Consider the following 20,746-nt stretch of genomic DNA (forward strand, 5'->3'; position numbering starts at 1 on the left):
AATTCCCATGCAACGATATACAGCAGCGATGACAGGCGGTCTGATAGCAGGCGTGCTGACGACCGCCTTCATGGTCGTCGGGCGCAAGGCTGGCCTGCTGGGGAAAACGCTCGACCGGGATGCGGTCGACTGGATCGACGATGTCACCGGCTCGCGCAAGGTGATCGGCGACACCGGCACCAGCGTCGTCGAGTTCGTCAATCATCTCGGCGCATCGGCCACCTTCGCGCTGGCCGTTCCCAAGCTGCGCGATGCCGCGCCATCCTTGTCGCCGCTTGCCGTCGGCGCGCTGTACGGCACGGCGCTGTATGCGGTGAATATCGGCTGTATTGCGCCGATGCTCGGCATTACCGAAGGGGAGGCCAAGGCGGGGCCACGCAAGGCCGGGGAGCGCTGGAGCGTTCACCTCTTGCAGGCGATCGTGACTACGGTGCTGGCGGAACGCCTGGCCTCGGCGCCTGCAAGGCGATAACGAAGGTGCCTGGGCGAGCGCTTGGCCTTACCTTATTCCGCCAGATTCAGCCCATGCTGTTCGCACCATGCACGCATCGCGTCCAGCGTGCGCTGCTCGTGGAATGCATGCCACTTGTCGCGCAGGCCGCGCTTGTCCACCAGTGCGGAGAAGCGGGCATAGGCGCCCGCGCGCCTGAATAGTTGCCGGACCTCGTCTTCGTCCGAGGGCATGTGGCGCTGGACAAAATCGATGACCAGGGCCCGGCCCAGCTCCAGCGTGCGCTGGCCCGGCACCGGGATGTAATGGCCTTCTTCGCCGATGTCATCAGGAAGCGGTTCCAGCTCGCCGACCAGGTCCGAGCGAATATGGACATGGCCCGTTTCCAGGCTCACCCATGCCTCGCTGCCCGGCTCATCCGCCAGGATGATCGCGTTGTCGAGATCAAAAGCGTTCACGGTCGCCATACCTGCCTCCGATAAAAAAGATAACAGCAGAGCTCGTGTCCGAATGTCAGACCTGACCCCGTCAAAGTAAAAAAGCCTGCAAGGCGCGAACCCTGCAGGCTTTCTGGCTGGTAGGCCGGATGATTACATCATGCCGTCCATGCCGCCCATGCCACCCATACCGCCCATGCCGCCCATGCCGCCGGCCGGCTTGTCTTCAACGACTTCCGAGACCATGCAGTCGGTGGTCAGCATCAGGCCGGCGATCGACGCTGCGTTCTGCAGTGCCGAGCGGGTGACCTTGGCCGGATCCAGCACGCCCATTTCGACCATGTCGCCGTAGGTGCCGTTGGCGGCGTTGTAGCCGTAGTTGCCCTGGCCAGCCAGGACAGCGGCGACCACGACCGACGGCTCGTCGCCGGCGTTCTGGACGATCATGCGCAGCGGCTCTTCCATGGCGCGCAGGACGATCTTGATGCCTGCGTCCTGGTCCGGGTTGTCGCCCTTGACGTCCAGCGAAGCGCGTGCGCGCAGCAGGGCCACGCCGCCGCCCGGGACGATGCCTTCTTCCACGGCAGCGCGGGTTGCGTGCAGCGCGTCTTCCACGCGTGCCTTCTTCTCTTTCATCTCGACTTCGGTGGCTGCACCGACGCGGATCACGGCAACGCCGCCGGCCAGCTTGGCCACGCGCTCTTGCAGCTTCTCGCGGTCGTAGTCCGAGGTCGCTTCTTCGATCTGGACGCGGACCATCTTGACGCGTGCTTCGATCGCTTCAGCCGAACCTGCGCCGTCGATGATGATGGTGTTTTCCTTGCCCACTTCGACGCGCTTGGCCTGGCCCAGCTCGTTCAGGGTGACCTTTTCCAGGGTCAGGCCGACTTCTTCGGCGATGACCTGGCCGCCGGTCAGGATGGCGATGTCTTCCAGCATGGCCTTGCGGCGGTCGCCGAAGCCCGGGGCCTTGACGGCGACGGTCTTCAGGATGCCACGGATGTTGTTGACCACCAGGGTCGCCAGCGCTTCGCCTTCGATGTCTTCGGCGACGATCACCAGCGGCCGGCCGGCCTTGGCGACTTGCTCCAGCACCGGCAGCAGGTCACGGATGTTCGAGATCTTCTTGTCGCACAGCAGGACGAACGGGTTCTCGTGAACGGCAACCTGCTTGTCCGGGTTGTTGATGAAGTACGGCGACAGGTAGCCGCGGTCGAACTGCATGCCTTCCACGATGTCCAGCTCGTCGTTCAGCGACTTGCCGTCTTCGACGGTGATGACGCCTTCCTTGCCGACTTTTTCCATCGCCTCGGCGATGCGCTCGCCGATCGAGGTTTCCGAGTTGGCCGAGATGGCGCCGACTTGGGCGATCTCTTTCGAGGTGGTGGTCGGCTTGGCGATCTTCTTCAGTTCTTCGACGGTGGCGGCGACGGCCTTGTCGATGCCGCGCTTCAGGTCCATCGGGTTCATGCCGGCGGCAACGAACTTCATGCCTTCGCGGACGATCGCCTGTGCCAGCACGGTCGCGGTGGTGGTGCCGTCACCGGCGTTGTCGCTGGTCTTCGACGCGACTTCCTTCACCATCTGCGCGCCCATGTTCTGCAGCTTGTCCTTCAGTTCGATCTCTTTCGCGACCGAGACGCCGTCCTTGGTGACGGTCGGGGCGCCGAACGAGCGCTCCAGCACCACGTTGCGGCCTTTCGGGCCCAGGGTGACCTTGACTGCGTTGGCGAGGATGTTGACGCCTTCAACCATCTTGGCGCGCGCTGCGTCGCCGAAAATTACTTCTTTAGCTGCCATTTCTTGTTCTCCGAATGAATTCGTGAATGTGTATTACAGGAGGAATGCGGGTTTGACCAATTACTGGGCCACGACGGCCATGATGTCTTCTTCGCGCATGACCAGCAGTTCCTGGCCATCGACCTTGACGGCCTGGCCCGAGTACTTGCCGAACAGGACGCGGTCACCGACCTTCACTTCCAGCGGACGAACCTGGCCATTTTCCTGCACCTTGCCGTTGCCGACGGCCAGGATTTCGCCCTGGTCCGGCTTCTCGGCGGCCGCATCAGGGATGATCAGGCCGGATGCAGTCTTGGTCTCCTGGTCGAGACGCTTCACGATTACGCGATCGTGCAGAGGACGAAGGTTCATGCAAAACTCCTTATTTTTCAGTGGTTTGACTAGCTGTTCAAAGCCGCCATACGGTGGTGGCGGCTGGGAAAATGGGTGCTTCGGTTTGTTAGCACTCTAGGCTGCCGAGTGCTAACACGAAGGTGATTATAGGGACGATAACACCCCATTTCAAGCGGGAATGTGTGGGATCGAACCGACTTTTTTGCGAAAACACAATCCAATAGATGGGTTGTACACTGTCGGCGGTGGCATTCGAGCAATGGCCGGGCAGGGTACACCGGATAGCGCCGGGACGCCGCACGGATGCTGTATGCTATGGCCCCGAGCGCTTCCCTCCTGAATGGGGGCGCGATTCGGTTGACGGAAAAACCATCTCAGTCCTATAGTGTCGAATGATTTCCGAATTTCAAGACCTCTCCGACAAGATCGACCGGCTCGCCCAGCTGACCCAGTCGCTGCGCGCCGAGAACTACCTGCTGCGCCAGGCCAACCACCTGCTGAGCGCCGAGAACATCGCGTTCAAGGAGCGGCTGATCGAGGCGCAACGGCGCGTCGAGGCGCTGCTCGAGCAGTTGCCCGCGCCGGAAGGCGAAGCGGACGATGCAGCCGATGCCGGTCCTGAGGCCGGCGAGCCGAACGAGGCAAGCCAATGATCCATCTCGATTGCACCATCATGGGCCAGTCCTACCGCCTGGCCTGCCGCGAAGGCGAAGAGCGCACCCTGCGCGAAGCGGTCAGCTACCTGGACGGCAAGATGTGCGCGCTGCGCGACTCGGGCAAGGTCAGAGGCACCGACCGCATCGCCGTCATGGCGGCGCTCAGCGTGGCGGCCGAATTCCTGTCGGTCAAGTCGCCCCAGGGCCCGCTGTCCGACATGTCCATCCTCGAAGTCAAGCAGAAGCTCGAGGCGATGCACACGGTGCTGGACCAGGCCCTGGCGCCGCAGGAAAATCTGTCCTGAGGTTCAGATTCGATTGACATGCTCGGCCAACGGAGTAAACTGCGCTCTACCCTGCGGTGTTCGAGATTTGTCATATATTCCTTGAACCATTCTTTCGCATAGGTTGTGGGACATGCTTGGTGGGCGCGAGCGTCACTAGTCTGACGAACCCGAAATTGAGCTGACTGCGACCACCTTGAGCCTTTTGGTTCGGGATGCCGGCAATAACGACACAGGCGGGGCTACACACACGAGCGGTTGCGCACTTCGGTACGCAGCCGCTTTTTTTTTGATGGGGATTGCATGCGTTATTGGTTGATGAAATCGGAGCCGGACGACGTCAGTTTCGACGACGTGCTGGCCGCGCCGGAGCAAACCGTGTCCTGGTACGGCGTACGTAACTACCAGGCGCGCAATTTTCTGCGCGACGCCATGTCGGTCGGCGACGGCGTCCTGTTCTACCACTCCAGCTGCGCAGTGCCCGGCGTGGCCGGCATCGCCGAGGTGGCGAGCGGTCCGTATCCGGATGCGACCCAGTTCGATGCATCCTCTCCCTACCATGACCCCAAGGCCACCCAGGAAAATCCGCGCTGGATCTCGGTCGACGTACGTGCGGTGGAGTCGGGACGCTACCTGCCCCTGAGCGAGATGCGCACCATTCCGGCGCTGGAAGACATGGTGCTGCTGCAGAAGGGTAGCCGGCTGTCGGTGTCGCCCGTGACGGCGGCCGAGTGGAACGCCATCCTTACGCTGGTGCGCGAAGGGAAGCGCTGATGGACCTCACCCTGATCCTGGCGCTGCTGGCGATGGGCACCTTCGGTGGCTTCGCGGCCGGGCTGCTCGGCATCGGCGGCGGCATGGTGCTGGTCCCCTTCATCACGATGATCTTCACCGCGCGCGGCTTCGCGCCCGAGCTGACCATCCACATGGCGATCGCCACCTCGCTCGCGACCATCCTGTTCACCTCCCTGTCCTCGGTGCGCGCCCACCACCAGCACGGCGCGGTCCTGTGGCCGGTGGTGAAGCTGCTGGCGCCGGGCATCCTGATCGGCTCCTGGATCGGGCCCTGGATCGGCAAGCAGATGGATTCCACGGTGCTGGCAGCCTTCTTCGGCGTGTTCGTGGCCTTCTCGGCGACCCAGATGCTGATCGGTAAAAAGCCCGCCGCGTCGCGCGCGCTGCCGGGCGCGCCGGGCATGTTCGCCACCGGTGGCCTGATCGGCACCCTGTCGGGCATCGTCGGCGCCGGCGGCGGCTTCGTGTCGGTGCCCTTCATGACCTGGTGCGGCGTGCGCATCCACAATGCGGTGGCCACCAGCGCGGCGCTGGGCTTTCCGATCGCGCTCTCCGGAACCCTTTCGAACATCTGGTTCGGCTGGGGCGAGCCGGGCTTGCCGGATTATTCGCTCGGCTTCATCTACCTGCCGGCGCTGGCCATCATCGTGCTGGCCAGCGTCACCATGGCGCCGGTCGGGGCGCGCACCGCGCACAAGATGCCGGTGCGCCAGCTGCAGAAGGTGTTCGCGGTGATCCTGTATGCGCTGGCGGCCTATATGTTCTGGAAGGCGGTCAACCCGTAGGGTGGGCGGCTTCGCCGCCCACGCGGTGATAGTTAGCGGATGAAAAGCCGTACGCGATGATCTCGTAGCTGGTTGACCGCGTGGGCGGGAGACCCGCCCACCCTACGATATGGCCAACGCCCGCATCCGTTCCCGATTGAGCGGCAAATCGCGCACGCGCCTGCCGCAGGCGTCGGCCACCGCATTGGCCAGCGCCGCCGCGGCCGGCCCCTGGGCCGCTTCGCCGGTGCCGAGGAAAGGCTGGCCCGGACGGTCCAGCAGGTGCACCTCGACCTTGTCCGGCACCCCGTTGAAGCGCAGGATCGGATAGCCGGCCCAGTCCTGGCTGATCACCTGGCTGGCGTCGAAGCGCACCTGCTCCAGCAGGGTCCAGCTGCTCGATTGGACGATGCCGCCCTCGATCTGGTTGCGCACCCCGTCGGGACTCACCACTTCGCCGCAATCGACGGCGGCGTCGGCGCGCACGATGCGGACAAAACCGGTGTCCAGCGCCACCTCGACTTCCAGCGCAATGGCGCAGTAGGCCGCCAGGTTCTTGTAGCGGGCGAAGGCGAAGCCGCGCCCGCGCCGGGGGCTTCTCTTGTAGCCGTCCCAGCCGAACTTGCTTGCGGCCAGCTTGACCACCTCGATGGCGCGCGGGTCCGCCAGGTGGCGCAGTCGGAAGGCCACCGGGTCCAGGCCGGCCGCCCGCGCCAGCTCGTCCATGAAGCTCTCGATCGCGAACACGTTGCAGTAGGCGCCCAAGGAACGTACCGCCGAGGTGCGGAAGGGCCCGGCCGGCTGGAAGCGGTGGGTCACGCGCGCGTTCGGCAGCACGTAGTACGGAATGGCATTGCGGTCGCCGCTGCCCTGGGGCTGCGGAATCGGCTTCGGCGTGGGCGGCGTGAAGGGCTTGGCAAGCAGGGTGGCGGCCAGCAGGTTGCCGGCCTTGCCGGGCCGGGTGTTGTGCGACTGGCTCCAGACCTCGTACTGCCAGTCGACGATCCTGCCGCTCGCGTCGAGCGTGGCCGCGACGTCCGCCACCATCGCCGGCCCAAAAGGTTCCCACGCGTGTTCGTCCTCGCGCATCCATTGCACCCGGACCGGGATGCCGGGGAAGGCGCGTGCCATCAGCGCCGCATCGGCGGCGACGTCGTCGGCGCCGTTGTGGCCGTAGCAGCCGGAGCCCTCGGCATGGATGCAGCGCACCGCTTCCTCGGGCGCGCCGAGCAGCTCGGCCAGCGCGCGGCGCAGCGGGAACACGCCCTGCGAATGGGTCCACACCGTGTAGCGGCCTTCGTCCAGCAGCGCGATCGCGCAGGAGGGGCCGATCGAAGCATGCAGCTGGAAGGGACGGGTATAGGTGGCGCGCAGGGTCTTGCCGGGCGTCCCGGGCTTGCCCTGCGCCAGCACCTGCTCGGGTGTCGACGGCAGGCTGCGCACCAGCGCGGCCACATCGCGGCCGGCCGGAAGAACGGAAGGCACCTCCCAGCGCGCGGCGCGCGCCAGCGCCTTGGCCGCCTTCACCGCGCGGTATTCCTCGTCCGCGATCACGGCCAGGAAGCGCCCGTCCTGCACGACTTCGAGCACGCCGGGCAAGCGCGCCACCGCCGCCTTGTCCACGGAGAGCAGGCGCGCGCTCGGTGAGGGCGGGCGCACCACGCGGCCATGCATCATGGCGGGCAGGCGCAGGTCCTGCACGTAGGCGACATGGCCCTTGAGCTTGCCGGGGATGTCGACCCGCGGCAGCGTCACCCCGATGAGGCGCCGCGCGTTGGGCGTGCGCGGCGGCAGGGCATTGGTGGCGCGCACGTGCTGCTCGCTGCCGGCCACCAGTTCGCTGAAGCTCACGCGCCGTCCGTCGGGCGTGCGGAACACGCTGTTGTCCTGCATCAGCGTGGCGGCCGGCACCTTGAAGTGTGCCGCGGCCTTCTCTGCCAGCTGCGCGCGCACCTGGGCCGCCGCGTGGCGGATGGCGGTGGCGCTGTCCTGCATCGAGTGGCTGCCCGCCGTATAGCCTTCGTCGGGCGAGCGCTCGGTGTCGGCGGTTTCCAGCACCAGGCGTCCGGGATCGATCTGCAGCTCGTGCGCGGCCACCTGCAGCAGGGCGGTCTTGATGCCCTGGCCCAGCTCCACCTTGCCGGTGAAGATGGAAACGCGGTTGTCGCTGCCCACGCGGATCCAGGCGTCGAGCCAGGGTTCGCGTTCGAGGCTGCCGGGCAGCGCGCCGGGCGCGGCGCGCAGCGGCAGCGCGAAGGAAAGCGTCAGGGCGCCGCCGCTTGCGAGGAAGCGGCGCCGGCCGGGGCGCTTGGGGGAATCGTTCATCAGTAGTTCCGGATCGGCTGGGCCTTGAGCACGTCGGCGGCGCGGCGCACCGCGCGCAGGATGCGCAGGTGGGTGCCGCAGCGGCACAGGTTCGGCTGCATCCAGGCCTTGATCTGGGCATCGGTGGGCGAGGCCACCTGCTCGAACAGGGCGGTGGCGCGCATGATCATGCCGGCGATGCAGTAGCCGCACTGCGCCGCCTGCTCCTCGACGAAGGCCTGCTGCAGCACCACGGCCGGCACCCAGCGCGTGCCGCCCGACTCCACCGTGCGCACGGCGCGGCTGCCCACCATCGACACCGGCAGCAGGCAGGACATCACCGGCTCCTTGTCGAGCATCACGGTGCAGGAGCCGCACTGTCCCAGGCCGCAGCCGAACTTGGCGCCGTTGAGTTTCAGGTCGTTGCGCAGCACGTAGAGCAGCGGCGTGTCGGCGTCGACGTCGACTTCCTGCGGCTTGCCGTTAACCTGCAGCTTGAAGGTGGTCATGGCTATCTCGTCTTCTTCACGGTGTCGTCCAGGTCAGGCCACGGCTCGGCCCCCGCGCCATAACGGCGCAGGTAGGCGGCCAGCGCCGTCACCTGCTCGTCGCGCAGCAGGGTGGCGAAGCCGGGCATCCAGCGCCCCGGTTCCCCTTCCGGCGGCACGATGCCTTCGCGGATGATGCGGATCAGGCTGCGCGGGTCCGGGTCGTACAGGGCCACCGCCTTTTGCAGCTGCAGGGCGGCGCCGGAGCTGGCGCTGCGCCCCGCCTCGTGGCAGCTGGCGCAGGCCATCGCATAGGTCTCGTAGCCGAGGCGCATGCGCGCCAGGTCGGGATCCGTGTCGCTCGGTAGTGGCATTGGGCCGGCCTGTTGCGCGGGCGTCGCGCGCGCCGGCGCCTGTTTCAGGTAACTGTGGATGTAGGTGGCGAGGGCGGCGACGTCCGCGGCATCGGCCTGGCCCAGGTTGAGCACCACGTCCTGCATCGGCCCGCCCGCCACGGCGTGTTCGGGCGCGATGCCGGTGCGCAGGTATTCCTGCAGGTGCTCCTGGGTCCACGGCAAGGGCGAGGGCGACTTGCCGTTGAGCGCCGGGGCGTACCAGCCGCCGGCATCGCCGCCGTCGAAGCGGCGCTGCAGGTCCGGCCCGCCGAACAGGGTGCGCGGCGTGTGGCATGCGCTGCAGTGGGCCAGTACGCTGGCGACGTAGGCGCCGCGGTTCCAGTCGGCCGGCTGGCGCGCATCGGGCTGCCAGGGCGATTCGTCGAGGTAGAGCAGGTTCCAGAAAGCCACCAGGGGACGAAAACCGAAGGGGAAGCTCATCCGGTTCTCGCGCGCCGGCGCCGCCAGGGCCGGGCGCGTCATGAAGTAGGCGTACAGGGCGCGCATGTCGTCCGGCGCCAGTTTGGTGTAGTGGTTGTAGGGGAAGGCGGGGTAGAGCAGGCGGCCGTCGCGCGCGACGCCCTGGCGCATTGCGCGCTCGAAGGCCTCGAAGCTCCAGGCGCCGATGCCGGTGCCCGTGTGCGGCGTGATGTTGGTGCTGTGGACGGTGCCGAAGGGCGTCTTCACCGCCAGGCCGCCGGCGAAGGGTTTGCTCGGGTCGACCGTGTGGCAGGCCGCGCACATGCCGAGCTTCGACAAGTTGGCGCCGCGCGCCACCAGCGCGCTGTCGAAGCGGGCGGGCGCCGCCTGTGCCGGTAGCGCCGGGCGCCACATGAAGAAGAACGCGGCGAGCGCCAGCAGCGCCAGCCCAGCCAGCGCCAGCCACCATCGATTGCGCCGCGCGCGTCCCGGCCGTTCCATGTCCTGCTTGTTCTCCCCGATTGGCATCCCTCGGCATTATGACCGAAAAGGCAATCTGTACGCGCCCGGGGCCGGGCGGTGGTATGCTGGAACCATGACTACCGATTCCGACATCGAGCTGTCCGGCCCCTTCCAGGCCAAGGACGGCAACGGCCGTACCCTCGACGTCAAGGCGATCCGCATCTTCGACGAGGGCTACGGGATCATCGACGTGTACGTGGACTTCAAGGCCAGGCTCGAGCCCAGCGCTTACAAGGACACGGTGCTGGTGCGCCAGATCATCGAGCGCCTGCGCGCGCTCGGCTACAAGGGCCCCGACTTCGGCCACAGCGATCCCGGCCTGCAGGAGAGCCGCCTGATCGTGCTCGAGGCGCCCGAGGAATTCACCGCCTTCGCCAAGAGCCGCGGCTGGAAGAACCTGGCCGAAGACTTCGAGTAACAGCCGGTCCCGGCCATTTCCGGCGGCCGCGCCGGTCTTGTGCCTATAATGCCTGTTTCCTCACAGGCCGATCCCATGCTGCTGCGCCAGGGCACCACCGTTTCGCTCCGGCGCCTGCTGGTGCTGCTCACCGCCTTCGGCCTGCTGCCGCTGGCGCTGCTGGGCGTGTGGGGCCTGCACCTGGTGGGCGAATACCAGCAGCGCGAGCAGCAGCGCCACCTGCTCGACCTGGCGCGTGCGCTGTCGAGCGCCGTCGACGCCGAGCTCGATGGCGCGGTGGCGGCCCTGGCCGGCATGGCGCGCACCCCGGCGATGGCGGCCGGCGACCTGCGCACCGTCCACGGGATCGCCCGCAAGCACGTGGCGGCCCAGCCGGAATGGCTGGCCGTGATCCTGACCGACGCCAGCGGCGCCATCCTGTTTCGCAGCAATGCGCCTTTCGGCGGGCCGGGCGGCATCATCGCCGACCCTGCCAGCCTGCGCCAGGCGGCCGCCAGCGGCCAGCCGCTGGCTGGCCGGGTCGCGCTCGGCAAGGGCGGCCGCGCCGCCTTCCCGGTGCGCGTTCCGGCTCTCGATGACGCGGGGCGTCGCTACGTCCTGAGCGCGGTGATCCAGCCCGGCCGCATGCTGCGCGTGCTGGAGCGCCAGAAGGTGCCGGGCAATTCGGTGATCTCGATCATGGACGGCGGCGGCGCCATCGTGGCCCGCTCGAAGGAGCACCGGCACACGGTCGGCGGCCCGCCCAGCGCCTCGCTGGTCAAGCTGATGCAAGACCCCAGGCAGGAAGCGGTGGGCGAAACCACCACGCTGGAGGGGGCGCAGGTGATGTCGGCCTTCACCCGCTCGCGCTACGGCTGGGCGGTGGCGATCGGCGTGCCGCCCTCGGCGCTGGCGCCGGCGTCGATGCAGGGCATCGCCCTGTACGCGGCCGGCCTGGCGGCATCGCTGCTGGCCTGCATGCTGCTCGCCAGCCTGCTGTCGCACCGCATCGTGCGCGCCTTCCACAGCCTGCAGCGCGGCGGCGCCGCGCTGGGCGCCGGCCTGCCGGTGTCGGTCCCGCCCTCGCGCATCAGCGAGATCGACGAGACCGGACGCGCCCTGATGGCCGCCGCGGCCTTGCGCGACGCCCACGAGGCCGAGCGCTCGCAGCTGCTGGCATCGCTCGAGCGCGCGCTGGACGACAGCCGCAGCGCTGCGCGCGTGAAGGACGAATTCCTGGCCATGCTCGGCCACGAGCTGCGCAATCCGCTCAGCCCGATCGTCGCCTCGCTCGACCTGATGGACCTGCGCAACGAGGCATCCAGCCAGCGCGAGCGCGCCATCCTGCGGCGCCAGGCCAGGCACCTGCAGCGCCTGGTCGACGACCTGCTCGACGTCTCGCGCATCACCAGCGGCAAGCTGCGCATTGACCTGCGCCCGGTCAACCTGGCCGAGCTGGTGCGCCACGTGACGGCTTCCTTCCCGGCCGCGCCGGGACGCGCCATCGAGACGCAAGCGCCGGCCGAGGCCTGGGTGCTGGGCGACGAGAGCCGCCTGACGCAGGTGCTGAACAACCTCTTGACCAACGCGGCGCGCTTCGGCAAGGGCGCAACCGGCGTCCGGCTGCTGGTCGAGGCAGGCCAGGCATGCCTGGCGGTGAGCGACGACGGCGTCGGCATGGACCGCGAGATGCTGGAGCGCGTGTTCGATCCCTTCTTCCAGGCCAGGCAGCCGCTGGCGCGCCATGCCGGCGGACTCGGGCTGGGCCTGGCGATCGTGCGCCGCATCGTCGAGCTGCACGGGGGAGTGGTGTCGGCCCACAGCGAGGGCCCGGGCAAGGGCAGCCGCTTCGAGGTGCTGCTGCCGCTCGGGGCGGCGCCATCGAAGGAAGCGGAAGCGCCGGCCACGGCGCAGACGCGCCTGCTCGACGTGCTGGTGGTCGACGACAACCTGGACGCGCTCCGGGCGACCGCCGCGGTGCTCGACTACCTTGGGCACACGGTGCGCATCGCGGGCACGGCGGCGGCTGCGGCGGAGGAGGTGCAAAGGCAGGCGCCGGACGTCGCGATCCTCGATATCGGCCTGCCCGACATGGATGGCTACGCGCTGGCGGCGCTGCTGCGCGCCGCGGCGCCGGCGCTGCGGCTGGTGGCGCTGACCGGCTACGGCCAGCGCGCCGACGTGGCCCAGGCACTCGGCGCCGGCTTCGACCTGCACCTGACCAAGCCGGCCACGCTGGAAGATTTGCAACGGGCGCTCACGCCCGCCTGAACTAGAGCGCTCAGGCGTGCGCCGCGCGCCCGTTGGGCTGGCGATAAGCCCAGGCCAGCATGACGAGGGCGCCGACGATCATCGGCAGCGACAGCACCTGGCCCGAGGTGATCGGCATGCCGATCACGGTGGTTTCCCAGTCCGGCACGCGGAAGTACTCGGTGATGAAGCGCGCGCAGCCATACAGCAGGGTGAACATGGCGCCCACCGCCAGGCGCGGGCGCTGCTTGCGCGCATACGGCCACAGGATCAGGAACACGACGATCCCGTCGAGCAGCATCTGGTACAGCGGCGACGGATGGCGCGGACCTTCGACGCCCGGCCACAGCATGGCCCAGGGCAGGCTGGGGTCGGCCAGGCGGCCCGGCAGCTCGGCATTGATGAAGTTGCCCAGGCGGCCGGCGGCATACCCGAGCGGCACCATCGGCGCGATGAAGTCGTACACGTCGAGCAGGTTGCGCTTGGATTTGCGGGCCCACAGCGCCATGGCGATCAGCACGCCCAGGAAGCCGCCGTGGAAGGACATGCCGCCGCGCCAGACCATGAAGATCTCGAGCGGATGCTGGAGGAAGTAGAGCGGCTGGTAGAACAGCACTTCGCCCAGGCGTCCGCCCAGCACCACGCCGAGCATGCCGTAGAACAGCATGTCGTCCAGGTCCTCGGCCTTCCAGCCCTGCGCGGCGATGTGCGGCTGGCGGATGCGCACCCGGCCCAGGATCAGGAACAGGGCGAAGGCCACCACGTACATCAGGCCATACCAATGGATCTGCACCGGTCCGATGGCGAAGGCGATGGGATCCGGCTGCGGGTGTACTAGCATCGTTTTACTCTTTCTCGATTAAATCCAGGAAGCCCCTGAGCACGGGCGAGGCGCTGTCGCGGCGCCAGGCCAGGCCCGTCTCGGCCAGCGGCGTCGGGTCGGCCAGGGCACGGTATTCTACGCCCGCGCGCATCAGGTTCGACACGGATTGTGGCACAAGTGCCAATCCCATGCCGCCGGAGACCAGGCTGACGATGGTCTGCATCTGCAGCGCTTCCTGCCCGATGACGGGGGTGATGCCGGCCGCGCGGAAGCACGACAGGATGGCGTCGTACAGGGCGGGCGCGGCGGCGCGCGGGAAGATCACGAGCGGCAGCGGCGGCAGGTCGCGCAGGCGTACCGGACCGCTACCCTTGAGCGCGTCCAGCCCGGCGGGCGCGCACAGGATCAGCGGCTCTTCCAGCACTTTCCTGTAGTCGAGGGTGGTGCCCGCCTGTCCCGGCAGCGGCGGAATCACGAAACCGGCGTCGATCCGCCCGTCCAGCAATTCATCGGCCTGCACGTCGGACGTCGCTTCGCGCAGCACCAGCTGGACGTCCGGGAAGGCGGCGCGGTAGCGCTGCAGGATGGCGGGCAGCACGCTGTAGTCGGCGGTCGAGACGAAGGAGAGGGTCAGGCGGCCGGCCCTGCCTTCGGCGACCCGGCGCACCAGGTCGGGCAGGGCGCCGGCGTCGCCGAGCAGGCGGCGCGCCTCGGGCAGCAGGGCGGTGCCGGCGGCGGTGAGCACCACTTGGCGGCGGTTGCGCAGGAACAGCGGGGCGCCGAGCAGCTCTTCCAGCCCGGCGATGCTTTGCGAGAGCGGCGGCTGCGTCATGTGCAGGCGCTCGGCGGCACGGCCGAAGTGCAGTTCTTCGGCGACCGTGACGAAATGGCGGAGCTGGCGAAGTTCCAGGTTCATTGATACGCGCAGTGTATGGATTGGACTTGGTGATATGCAAAACATATCACACTACCCGGTCCCACTCTTGCGGTATCAGGACTTCCTGCGTTTGGAGAAGGCCTGCTTCACGCGGGTCGCACGGTGATGGTGCAAGACGTTGTGTTCCTTTTTCTTGTCGAGCCCGAGGGCCTTTTCGATGAACTCGAACCAGACGAAGGCGAACACCATCAGGGCGACGATATACCACCATGACAGGTCGGCGAAACGCCAGACGCCGAAAAAGCGCAGCCCGCATAGGACAACGATGGAGAGGATGAGCGGCATGGATGACTCCTTCGGCATGCATATTACAAAGAAAAATTATTTCCGTGTGGAAAAACATTTCCTGTTGTCGGAATTCATCAACATCCGGTGTTACGGTCGTTACAGAGTGTATCGACCCATGAAGCTTTGACCAATCCACGGTAGAATGCAGTCGTTATAAACCAGGAGAAATAAATGAAACGCTCGTTGTTGTTGTGTGTGGTGATGTCGGCCTTCGCGTCCAGCGGCGCGTTTGCACAAGCCGACCTGGCGAAGGCCAAGAATTGCATGGCTTGCCACGCGGCAGCCAACAAGCTGGTTGGTCCTTCCTACAAGGACGTCGCTGCCAAGTACGAGGGCCAGAAGGGCGCCGAGGACAAGCTGGTGCAGAAAGTGATGAAGGGCGGCGCGGGCGTCTGGGGTCCGGTGCCGATGCCGGCCAACCCGCAGGTGAGCGAGGCCGAAGCCCGCAGCCTGGTGAAATGGGTGCTGGCGACCAAATAAGCCTGTCCCGACGATGAAAGAAGCGCGCCTGTGCGATCACGGCGCGCTTTTTTGTTTTCAGCGGATCACATCGATGCGGCTGCGCTTGCCGCCCTTGTAGGTGAACAGCGTCAGCGCCCCGTTCCGGATATCCCCGAAGTCGTCGAACTGGATCGTTCCCGTGACGCCTTCGTAGCGGATCTTCTTCAGTTCGGGCAGGTATCTGGCCGGCTCGGCGGACTTCGCGGCCTGCATGGCCGCCGCCATCACCATCACCGAATCGTAGACGTAGGGCGCGTAGAGCTGCACGTCGGCGCCGGTCTTCTGGCGAAAGCGCGTGCGGAAGTCGGCCATGGCTGCCTCCTGCGCGCCTTTCACGCCGCCGGCCTCGGCGCACACCACCTTGCCTTCGCCGATCGCGTCGCCCGCCAGGCGCCCCAGCGCCTCGGTGCAGATGCCGTCGCCGCCCATGAAGCGGGCGGTGATGCCGAGGGTCTTCATCTGCTTGAGCATCGGCCCGGCGACCGAATCCATGCCGCCGAAGAAGATCAGGTCGGGCCTGGCGCCGCGGATCTTGGTCAGGATGGCCGTGTAGTCAGTGGCGGTGGCGCTGGTGAATTCCCGGGCCACCACGCGCACCCCCGGCCCCTTGGCGCCGCGCGCGAACTCGGTGGCCACGCCCTGGCCGTAGGTGGTGCGGTCGTCGATGATGGCGATGTTCTTCGCTTTTAGGGTCTCGACCGCGTAGCGGCCCAGCGTGCCGCCCAGTTTGGCGTCGTTGGCGACCACGCGGAAGGCGCCCGGGAATTTCTGCTTCGTGTACTGGGTGGCGGTGGTGGCCGGGGAAATCTGCACCAGGCCGGCGTCATGGTAGATCTTCGAGGCCGGCACCGTGGTGCCTGAATTGAGGTGGCCGACGATGCCGTTGACCTTCGCATCGACCAGCTTCTGGGCCACCGCCGTGCCCTGCTTGGGGTCGCTGCCGTCGTCCTCGGCCAGCAGCCGCCACGTGACCATGTGGCCGCCGATGCCCACCCCCTTGGCGTTGAGTTCGTCGATCGCCATGCGCGCGGCGTTCTCGTTGTCCTTGCCGAGGTGGGCGTTGGGACCGGAAACCGGGCCGACGTGGCCGATTTTCACGACCTGCTGGGCACTGGCAGGGCCGGTAGCCAGCAGTGTGGCAGTGAGTACGATGAGCCTGATCCTGTGCTGCATGTGCCGCCTCCTGTAAAGACACGCTCCGCAGCACACGCTACATCATATTCTGACGGCCGAAAAGAATTTATTGCGGTTTATTTACCGCCGATCCGGTAGATCACGTCGACCGACTGCGCCAGCCGTATCGCCTGCACCAGCGCCATTTCCGTGCGCGCGCCGCGCCGGCCGCCGCCGCCGCCGCGTGCGTTCGAATCGCTGGCCATGCCCATCGCGTTCGACAGGTTCTTCAGCGACCCGATCGACACGCCGGTCGCCGCTCCCAGCCTGGCGCCGATGCCGCCCGCGATGTCCTTCGCCTTGAGCCTGGCCATGCCGATCGCCTGCTGGAGGAGATCCGCTTCGACCTTCTCGCGGTCGCTGCGGTTGAAGGAAACCGCCAGCGATTCGAGGTCCTTCATGACGAGCAGGGCGCGCATGATGGGCGTCCACCCGTCCAGCTTGCGCACGGTGACGTGCAGGGTGACCCGGGTCTCCATCGGCAGCGGCTGGCCCTCGGGCAGGACCTCGACCTTGCGCGGGCGGCGCGCGATATCCTGCACGAGCACGTCCTCCGGGGCGATGCCGTTCTCGGCGAACAGGGCGCGGCTGGCCTCGAGCCGCTCGTTGACGAGCTTCCAGGCGGCGTCGGCATCGGGTTCGAGCGACACGATGTCGAAGTCGATCTCGCCGACGTCGGGCATGATGTACTGGTCGGCGGTCGCACTGACGTGGATGAAGGGATGGTTGGGCAGGTCGGCCGCCATGCCGGGCAGGGCGGCGGCGGCCAGCAGCAGGGCGGCGGCGAATCGTTTCAGCATGCGAAGCACTCCGTGATCGATGGGGAATGCCTCGACAATAGATTAACTAGACATGTATGTCTACATATTTCCATCCTGGCATGAGCACTTATGCGGAATTCATAGAACGGCCGGTCTAGGCATGCACACGCGGAAGCGCCCGTAGTCGAGGTCGCAGAAATAGTCTTCCAGCGCCTGCGCCGACGCGCCCGGGTCGCACAGCGCCACGTAGCCGTCCGGCCGCAGCAGGTAGCCGGCATTGCGGCAGAAGCCGGCCTGTTCGTGTTCCGGCCCCCATTCGAATTCGCGCAGGATCATGCCGTGGCGGTCGCACCAGGCGCGCAGGTCGGGGTAGACCTGGCCGTAGACGTGCACCTGCCAGTCGATCCGCGCCGGCGGCGCGTAATTGTCGACCTCCCCGCGCACCACCCAGGGCAGGCGGTCGCCGCCATGCACGCGGCCGGCCACGCCGCTCGACAGCGGGCTGTCGTGGTAGCTGATCGTGGTCTGCGACAGGATCCGGAAGATCATCTCGCGCACCGGTCCGATGCCGTAGGCGGCGCTGGCGAAGGTCGGGGCGATGCGGGTGCGCACGAAGTCGGCGAAACCGCTCTCCGCCGTGACGAAGCTGAACAGGCGGTCGGTGGTGTCGACCAGCTTGCGCGCAAAGGCGATGCGCTCCTTTTCGTAGGTGTCGAGCAGGCTGTCGGGCGCGTCGCCGCGCACCACCGCGGCCAGCTTCCAGGCCAGGTTGATGGCGTCGCCGATCCCGGTGTTCATGCCCTGGCCGCCGGCCGGGCTGTGCACGTGCGCGGCGTCGCCCAGCAGGAAGGCCCGGCCCCGGGCACTCCTGTAGTGGTCGCTCACCCGGTGATGCACGCGGTAGGTCGAGAACCAGTACACCTCGTCGACCTCCAGCCCGAGGCTGGCCATGGCGCGGTGGCTGACGTCCTTGAAGCTCAGGGCGCCGGCCGCATCCCCGCGCTCGTCGCCGCTTGTATCACGTATTGTGCCCACCAGGCGTCCGCGGCCCCGGTCGTCGTAGCCGAGGAAGATGACGAAGTCCGAGGTCTCGAGCGACAGATGGATCTCGCCGTTGGCGGCCTTGCCGCGCGATTGCACGTCGGCGACGTAGAAGATGTGGTCGTAGGTGCCGCCGCCGAAGCCGGTGCCGAGCTGGCGCCGCACGAAGGAGCGGGCGCCGTCGCAGCCGGCCAGGTAGCGCGCCTCGACCTGCAGGTCTGCGCCGCCGGCCTGGCGCAGGCTGGCCACGACGTGGTCTTGCTGCTCTTCGAAACCGGCCAGCTCGGTACGGCGCAGCACCGGGACCCCGGCAGCCTCGAGGTGGCGCACCAGCAGCTGCTCGTGCGCGTCCTGCGGGTAGATCAGCACGTAGGGGTAGGGCGTCAGGCGCGCGCCGGCGTCGCGCAGCGACAGCTGGGCGCGGCGCTTGCCGCGCACCCACAGGTTGATGCAGGGATTCGGGCGGCCGGCCGAGGCCACCTCGTCGGCCAGCCCGAGCGGCCGGTACAGCTCCAGCGTGCGCGCCTGCACCGCCATCGCGCGCGAAGTCGTGCCGGGCCCGTCGGCCTGGTCAACGATGCAGACCCGGATGCCCTGTTTTGCCAGCGCGAGCGCCAGCACCATGCCGGTCGGGCCTGCGCCGGCGATGAGTACCTCATATCGGTCCATGATGACCTCCTGTCGCAAGCCTCATCTTGCTCGGATGTCGCCGCGGCGTGAATGTTCCGCGGCCCGATTTTCAGTATAGGTTTACTCGATGACGAGGGCCAGGTCGCGTCCTTCCAGCGCCACCTGCCCGGCGTAGTCGGCCGCGTAGATGCGCAGGATGTACTCGCCCGGAGCGATGTCGCCGAGCTGCCAGCTGCCGGTCTCGACTTCGCCATCGCGCAGGCGGCTGTGCAGCGCATAGGCGAACTGGGTGGCCTTGCTGCCGTACACGGTGATGCCGCTGTTGGGCGCATAGACGGCCTTGACCGCGTCCGGGTTGCGCGGCAGGCGGTCGTAGACCTGCGTGATCAGGGGACGCTCATGGCCGGGCACGGGCGTGCCGTCGGCGCGCAGCAGCTGGTAGCCGAGCTTGTACAGGCCCAGGCGGCGCCGTGCCAGGTTGCCGTCCACCTGGTCGTAGGCATCGACCACGATGTTCACCTCGCCCAGCGAACGCGGCACGCGCAGGCGCTTGTCCAGCACCGGGTTCTTGCGGGTTCCCACGGGCGGACGCAGGCGCTTGCCGCTACTGTCGAACAGGGCGATGCTGTTGATGCGCGGCGCGACGGTATCGGTAAAGCCGACGAAAGGAAGGCTGAGCGGATTGACCACCGCGCCGCCCTGGTAGTAGTCGAGGTGCACGTGGGCCATCGCATTGATGGTGCCGAGCGGGTCGCCCACGGCGAAACGGGTGCCGCGCGGCACCCGAACGCGCTCGGCCTTGCCGCGCGCACCCAGCATGACCTGGAAACGCGGGTCGAGCGGCCGGCCGCGGGTGTCGCGGCCCACGCGCATGTGGATGTAGGAGAGCGGCCCCACGCTGATGCCTTCGCTGAGCGAATCGAAACCCCAGTTGGCGTACGGGTCGGAGACCTTGGACGGGAACACCGCCAGCACCTTCGCACCGACGTCGGCGCGCACGTCGAGGCCGGCGTGGAAGTGGTCGCGGCTGTCGCCGTTGTAGCTGCCGCGCACCTCGCCCATCACGCCGACCACCTCGTGCACCATGTCCTGCGGGCCGACCGGCCAGGGCATCGGTTCCTTGCGCGCGACCGCCACCGGCTGCGGGCGGACGGGCGCGGCTTCGTCGGGACGCGGGCTGGCGAGGCGGTGCAGGCGGTGGGCCTGGGCATCGGCCACCACCAGGCTGCCGTCGCGCTCGACCGCGATGCCGCGCGGGCCGTAGAGCTGCACCGTGCCGTCGGGGCCGAAGCCGTCGTTCGAGGCCGGCACGTCGGCATCCGGCAGCGGACGGAATTCGCCTTCCGGGGTGAGCTGCAGGATGCGCCCGCCCGAGCTGGCGGCGATGTACAGGTAGCCGTCGCGGGTGAGCGCCAGCCCGACCGGGCGGCGCAGCGGTGCACGGCGCTCCCCCTCGGCGGGGGCGGCGATGGTCGTCACGGACCCGTCGGTGGCGATGCGGCGGATCGCGTTGTTGCCGGTGTCGGCCACGTAGAGCGTGCCGTTGGTCGTCACCGCGAGGGCGCTCGGCGTATCGAAGCTTGCCGCTGCCGCCAGACCGTCAGCAAGACCGGGCTTGCCGCTGCCGGCGATGGTGGTCACGTTGCCATCACGGCCGATGCGGCGGATGCGGTCGTTGTAGGTATCGGCCACGTAGACGATGCCGGCATCGTCCACCGCCAGGCCGACCGGGCCATTGAACTGGGCCGCGCGGCCGATGCCATCCAGCTCGCCCCGCGTACCGTTGCCGGCCAGCGTGGTCACCGTGCCGTCTTTCGCGATTCTCCGGATCGCATGGTTGCCGGTGTCGGCCACGTAGAGGTTGCCCTCGTGGTCGAAGGCCAGCGCGGACGGGGTGTGGAAGGCGGCCGCGGTCCCTTTGCCGTCGACGAAGCCTTCCTTGCTGCCTGCGAAGGTGGCGACGCTGCCGTCCGGCGCGATCGTGCGAATGCGGTTGCTGTTGCCGGCGTCGGCCACATAGACCTTGCCCTGGCTGTCGAGGGCGACGCCAAAAGGATCGTCGAAGCGGCTGCTCGCGGCCGGGCCGTCGAGCGCGCCGGGGATCCCGTCGCCGGCCAGCGTGGTGACGCGCGCCGGCCAGAACGGGACCGTCTTCGCCGCCTTGGGCGTGAATACAGCCAGCGCGCCCGGCTGGCGCTCGATGGTGTCGGTGAAGTAGAGGACGGCGCCGGCAATGGCGACGCCTGCGCCCGCAAGCGCCGCGATCAGGATCTTTCGGTTCACAAGGGAGAGTGAA

General features: G+C 67.7%; 21 protein-coding genes and 1 other RNA gene. 9 read left to right on the forward strand and 13 right to left on the reverse strand.

What is annotated here, in order from left to right; translation table 11 throughout:
* Positions 1 to 7 precede the first annotated feature (7 nt).
* Positions 8 to 472, forward strand: coding sequence for a hypothetical protein (locus tag ACK6C6_RS03060; RefSeq protein WP_409265845.1), 465 nt, complete (start codon positions 8 to 10; stop codon positions 470 to 472).
* A gap of 32 nt (positions 473 to 504) precedes the next feature.
* On the opposite strand, the gene ACK6C6_RS03065 is transcribed toward ACK6C6_RS03060, so the two are convergent.
* From ACK6C6_RS03065 to groES, 3 genes are all read right to left on the reverse strand, one after another.
* Positions 505 to 918 carry a hypothetical protein gene (locus tag ACK6C6_RS03065; protein ID WP_409265846.1) on the reverse strand — a complete coding sequence of 138 codons (414 nt, stop codon included), beginning with the start codon at positions 916 to 918 and terminating at the stop codon, positions 505 to 507.
* A 123-nt stretch (positions 919 to 1,041) separates the two neighbouring features.
* Positions 1,042 to 2,688 carry a chaperonin GroEL gene (gene groL / locus ACK6C6_RS03070; RefSeq protein WP_209587656.1) on the reverse strand — a complete coding sequence of 549 codons (1,647 nt, stop codon included), beginning with the start codon at positions 2,686 to 2,688 and terminating at the stop codon, positions 1,042 to 1,044.
* Between the two features lie 60 nt (positions 2,689 to 2,748).
* Entirely contained in the window at positions 2,749 to 3,039 is a 291-nt protein-coding gene (gene groES / locus ACK6C6_RS03075; protein WP_027865155.1) for a co-chaperone GroES, read from the reverse strand.
* A gap of 374 nt (positions 3,040 to 3,413) precedes the next feature.
* On the opposite strand from groES, the gene ACK6C6_RS03080 reads away from it, so the two are divergent.
* From ACK6C6_RS03080 to ACK6C6_RS03100, 5 genes are all read left to right on the forward strand, one after another.
* The gene (locus ACK6C6_RS03080) at positions 3,414 to 3,674 is read left to right on the forward strand and encodes a hypothetical protein (protein WP_027865156.1); all 261 of its coding nucleotides are present in this window, start codon (positions 3,414 to 3,416) and stop codon (positions 3,672 to 3,674) included.
* Complete coding sequence (locus ACK6C6_RS03085) at positions 3,671 to 3,982, forward strand: cell division protein ZapA (RefSeq protein WP_027865157.1); 312 nt, start codon at positions 3,671 to 3,673, stop codon at positions 3,980 to 3,982. Before ACK6C6_RS03080 ends, ACK6C6_RS03085 begins: the two co-directional genes overlap by 4 nt.
* Positions 3,983 to 4,027: 45 nt before the next feature.
* Positions 4,028 to 4,208: non-coding RNA, 6S RNA (gene ssrS, locus ACK6C6_RS03090), on the forward strand.
* Positions 4,209 to 4,264: 56 nt separating this feature from the next.
* Positions 4,265 to 4,735, forward strand: coding sequence for an EVE domain-containing protein (locus tag ACK6C6_RS03095; RefSeq protein ID WP_409265848.1), 471 nt, complete (start codon positions 4,265 to 4,267; stop codon positions 4,733 to 4,735).
* The gene (locus ACK6C6_RS03100) at positions 4,735 to 5,541 is read left to right on the forward strand and encodes a sulfite exporter TauE/SafE family protein (RefSeq protein ID WP_409265849.1); all 807 of its coding nucleotides are present in this window, start codon (positions 4,735 to 4,737) and stop codon (positions 5,539 to 5,541) included. Before ACK6C6_RS03095 ends, ACK6C6_RS03100 begins: the two co-directional genes overlap by 1 nt.
* 102 nt (positions 5,542 to 5,643) lie before the next feature.
* Here ACK6C6_RS03100 and ACK6C6_RS03105 read toward each other — a convergent pair whose 3' ends face one another.
* From ACK6C6_RS03105 to ACK6C6_RS03115, 3 genes are read right to left on the reverse strand one after another with little or no spacing between them, the layout of a single operon-like run.
* Positions 5,644 to 7,845 (reverse strand): molybdopterin cofactor-binding domain-containing protein, encoded by a 2,202-nt coding sequence (locus tag ACK6C6_RS03105; protein WP_409265851.1) that lies wholly within the window; start codon positions 7,843 to 7,845, stop codon positions 5,644 to 5,646.
* Positions 7,845 to 8,333, reverse strand: coding sequence for a (2Fe-2S)-binding protein (locus ACK6C6_RS03110; RefSeq protein ID WP_209587660.1), 489 nt, complete (start codon positions 8,331 to 8,333; stop codon positions 7,845 to 7,847). Before ACK6C6_RS03110 ends, ACK6C6_RS03105 begins: the two co-directional genes overlap by 1 nt.
* Positions 8,334 to 8,335: 2 nt before the next feature.
* Entirely contained in the window at positions 8,336 to 9,628 is a 1,293-nt protein-coding gene (locus ACK6C6_RS03115; protein ID WP_409265853.1) for a c-type cytochrome, read from the reverse strand.
* 94 nt (positions 9,629 to 9,722) lie between these two features.
* On the opposite strand from ACK6C6_RS03115, the gene ACK6C6_RS03120 reads away from it, so the two are divergent.
* Together ACK6C6_RS03120 and ACK6C6_RS03125 are read left to right on the forward strand one after the other, a co-directional pair.
* Positions 9,723 to 10,067: a hypothetical protein gene (locus ACK6C6_RS03120; RefSeq protein ID WP_409265855.1), complete on the forward strand. Its 345-nt coding sequence runs from the start codon at positions 9,723 to 9,725 to the stop codon at positions 10,065 to 10,067.
* 48 nt (positions 10,068 to 10,115) lie between these two features.
* Positions 10,116 to 12,317, forward strand: coding sequence for an ATP-binding protein (locus ACK6C6_RS03125; RefSeq protein WP_409265857.1), 2,202 nt, complete (start codon positions 10,116 to 10,118; stop codon positions 12,315 to 12,317).
* 10 nt (positions 12,318 to 12,327) lie between these two features.
* On the opposite strand, the gene lgt is transcribed toward ACK6C6_RS03125, so the two are convergent.
* From lgt to ACK6C6_RS03140, 3 genes are all read right to left on the reverse strand, one after another.
* Complete coding sequence (gene lgt, locus ACK6C6_RS03130; protein WP_409265858.1) at positions 12,328 to 13,137, reverse strand: prolipoprotein diacylglyceryl transferase; 810 nt, start codon at positions 13,135 to 13,137, stop codon at positions 12,328 to 12,330.
* Positions 13,138 to 13,141: 4 nt separating this feature from the next.
* Positions 13,142 to 14,035 carry a LysR substrate-binding domain-containing protein gene (locus tag ACK6C6_RS03135; RefSeq protein ID WP_209587664.1) on the reverse strand — a complete coding sequence of 298 codons (894 nt, stop codon included), beginning with the start codon at positions 14,033 to 14,035 and terminating at the stop codon, positions 13,142 to 13,144.
* Between the two features lie 75 nt (positions 14,036 to 14,110).
* Entirely contained in the window at positions 14,111 to 14,341 is a 231-nt protein-coding gene (locus ACK6C6_RS03140) for a TIGR04438 family Trp-rich protein (protein WP_409265860.1), read from the reverse strand.
* 174 nt (positions 14,342 to 14,515) lie between these two features.
* On the opposite strand from ACK6C6_RS03140, the gene ACK6C6_RS03145 reads away from it, so the two are divergent.
* On the forward strand, positions 14,516 to 14,824 hold the full coding sequence (locus ACK6C6_RS03145) for a c-type cytochrome (protein ID WP_027865168.1): 309 nt from the start codon (positions 14,516 to 14,518) through the stop codon (positions 14,822 to 14,824).
* A 57-nt stretch (positions 14,825 to 14,881) separates the two neighbouring features.
* Here the strand turns inward: ACK6C6_RS03145 and ACK6C6_RS03150 are convergent, their stop codons facing one another.
* From ACK6C6_RS03150 to ACK6C6_RS03165, 4 genes are all read right to left on the reverse strand, one after another.
* Positions 14,882 to 16,018, reverse strand: coding sequence for a branched-chain amino acid ABC transporter substrate-binding protein (locus ACK6C6_RS03150; RefSeq protein ID WP_409265861.1), 1,137 nt, complete (start codon positions 16,016 to 16,018; stop codon positions 14,882 to 14,884).
* A gap of 77 nt (positions 16,019 to 16,095) precedes the next feature.
* A complete protein-coding gene (locus ACK6C6_RS03155) occupies positions 16,096 to 16,818 on the reverse strand; it encodes an SIMPL domain-containing protein (RefSeq protein ID WP_409265863.1) in 723 nt (240 codons plus the stop codon).
* A 99-nt stretch (positions 16,819 to 16,917) separates the two neighbouring features.
* Positions 16,918 to 18,489 carry an FAD-dependent oxidoreductase gene (locus ACK6C6_RS03160; protein ID WP_409265865.1) on the reverse strand — a complete coding sequence of 524 codons (1,572 nt, stop codon included), beginning with the start codon at positions 18,487 to 18,489 and terminating at the stop codon, positions 16,918 to 16,920.
* An 81-nt stretch (positions 18,490 to 18,570) separates the two neighbouring features.
* Positions 18,571 to 20,733, reverse strand: a complete 2,163-nt coding sequence (locus tag ACK6C6_RS03165; RefSeq protein ID WP_409265867.1) for a gluconolaconase — start codon at positions 20,731 to 20,733, stop codon at positions 18,571 to 18,573.
* Between the last annotated feature and the right edge of the window lie 13 nt (positions 20,734 to 20,746).

Origin of the sequence: Massilia sp. BHUDP2, assembly GCF_046236355.1 — a bacterium.
Taxonomy (GTDB): Bacteria; Pseudomonadota; Gammaproteobacteria; order Burkholderiales; family Burkholderiaceae_D; genus Telluria; species Telluria varians.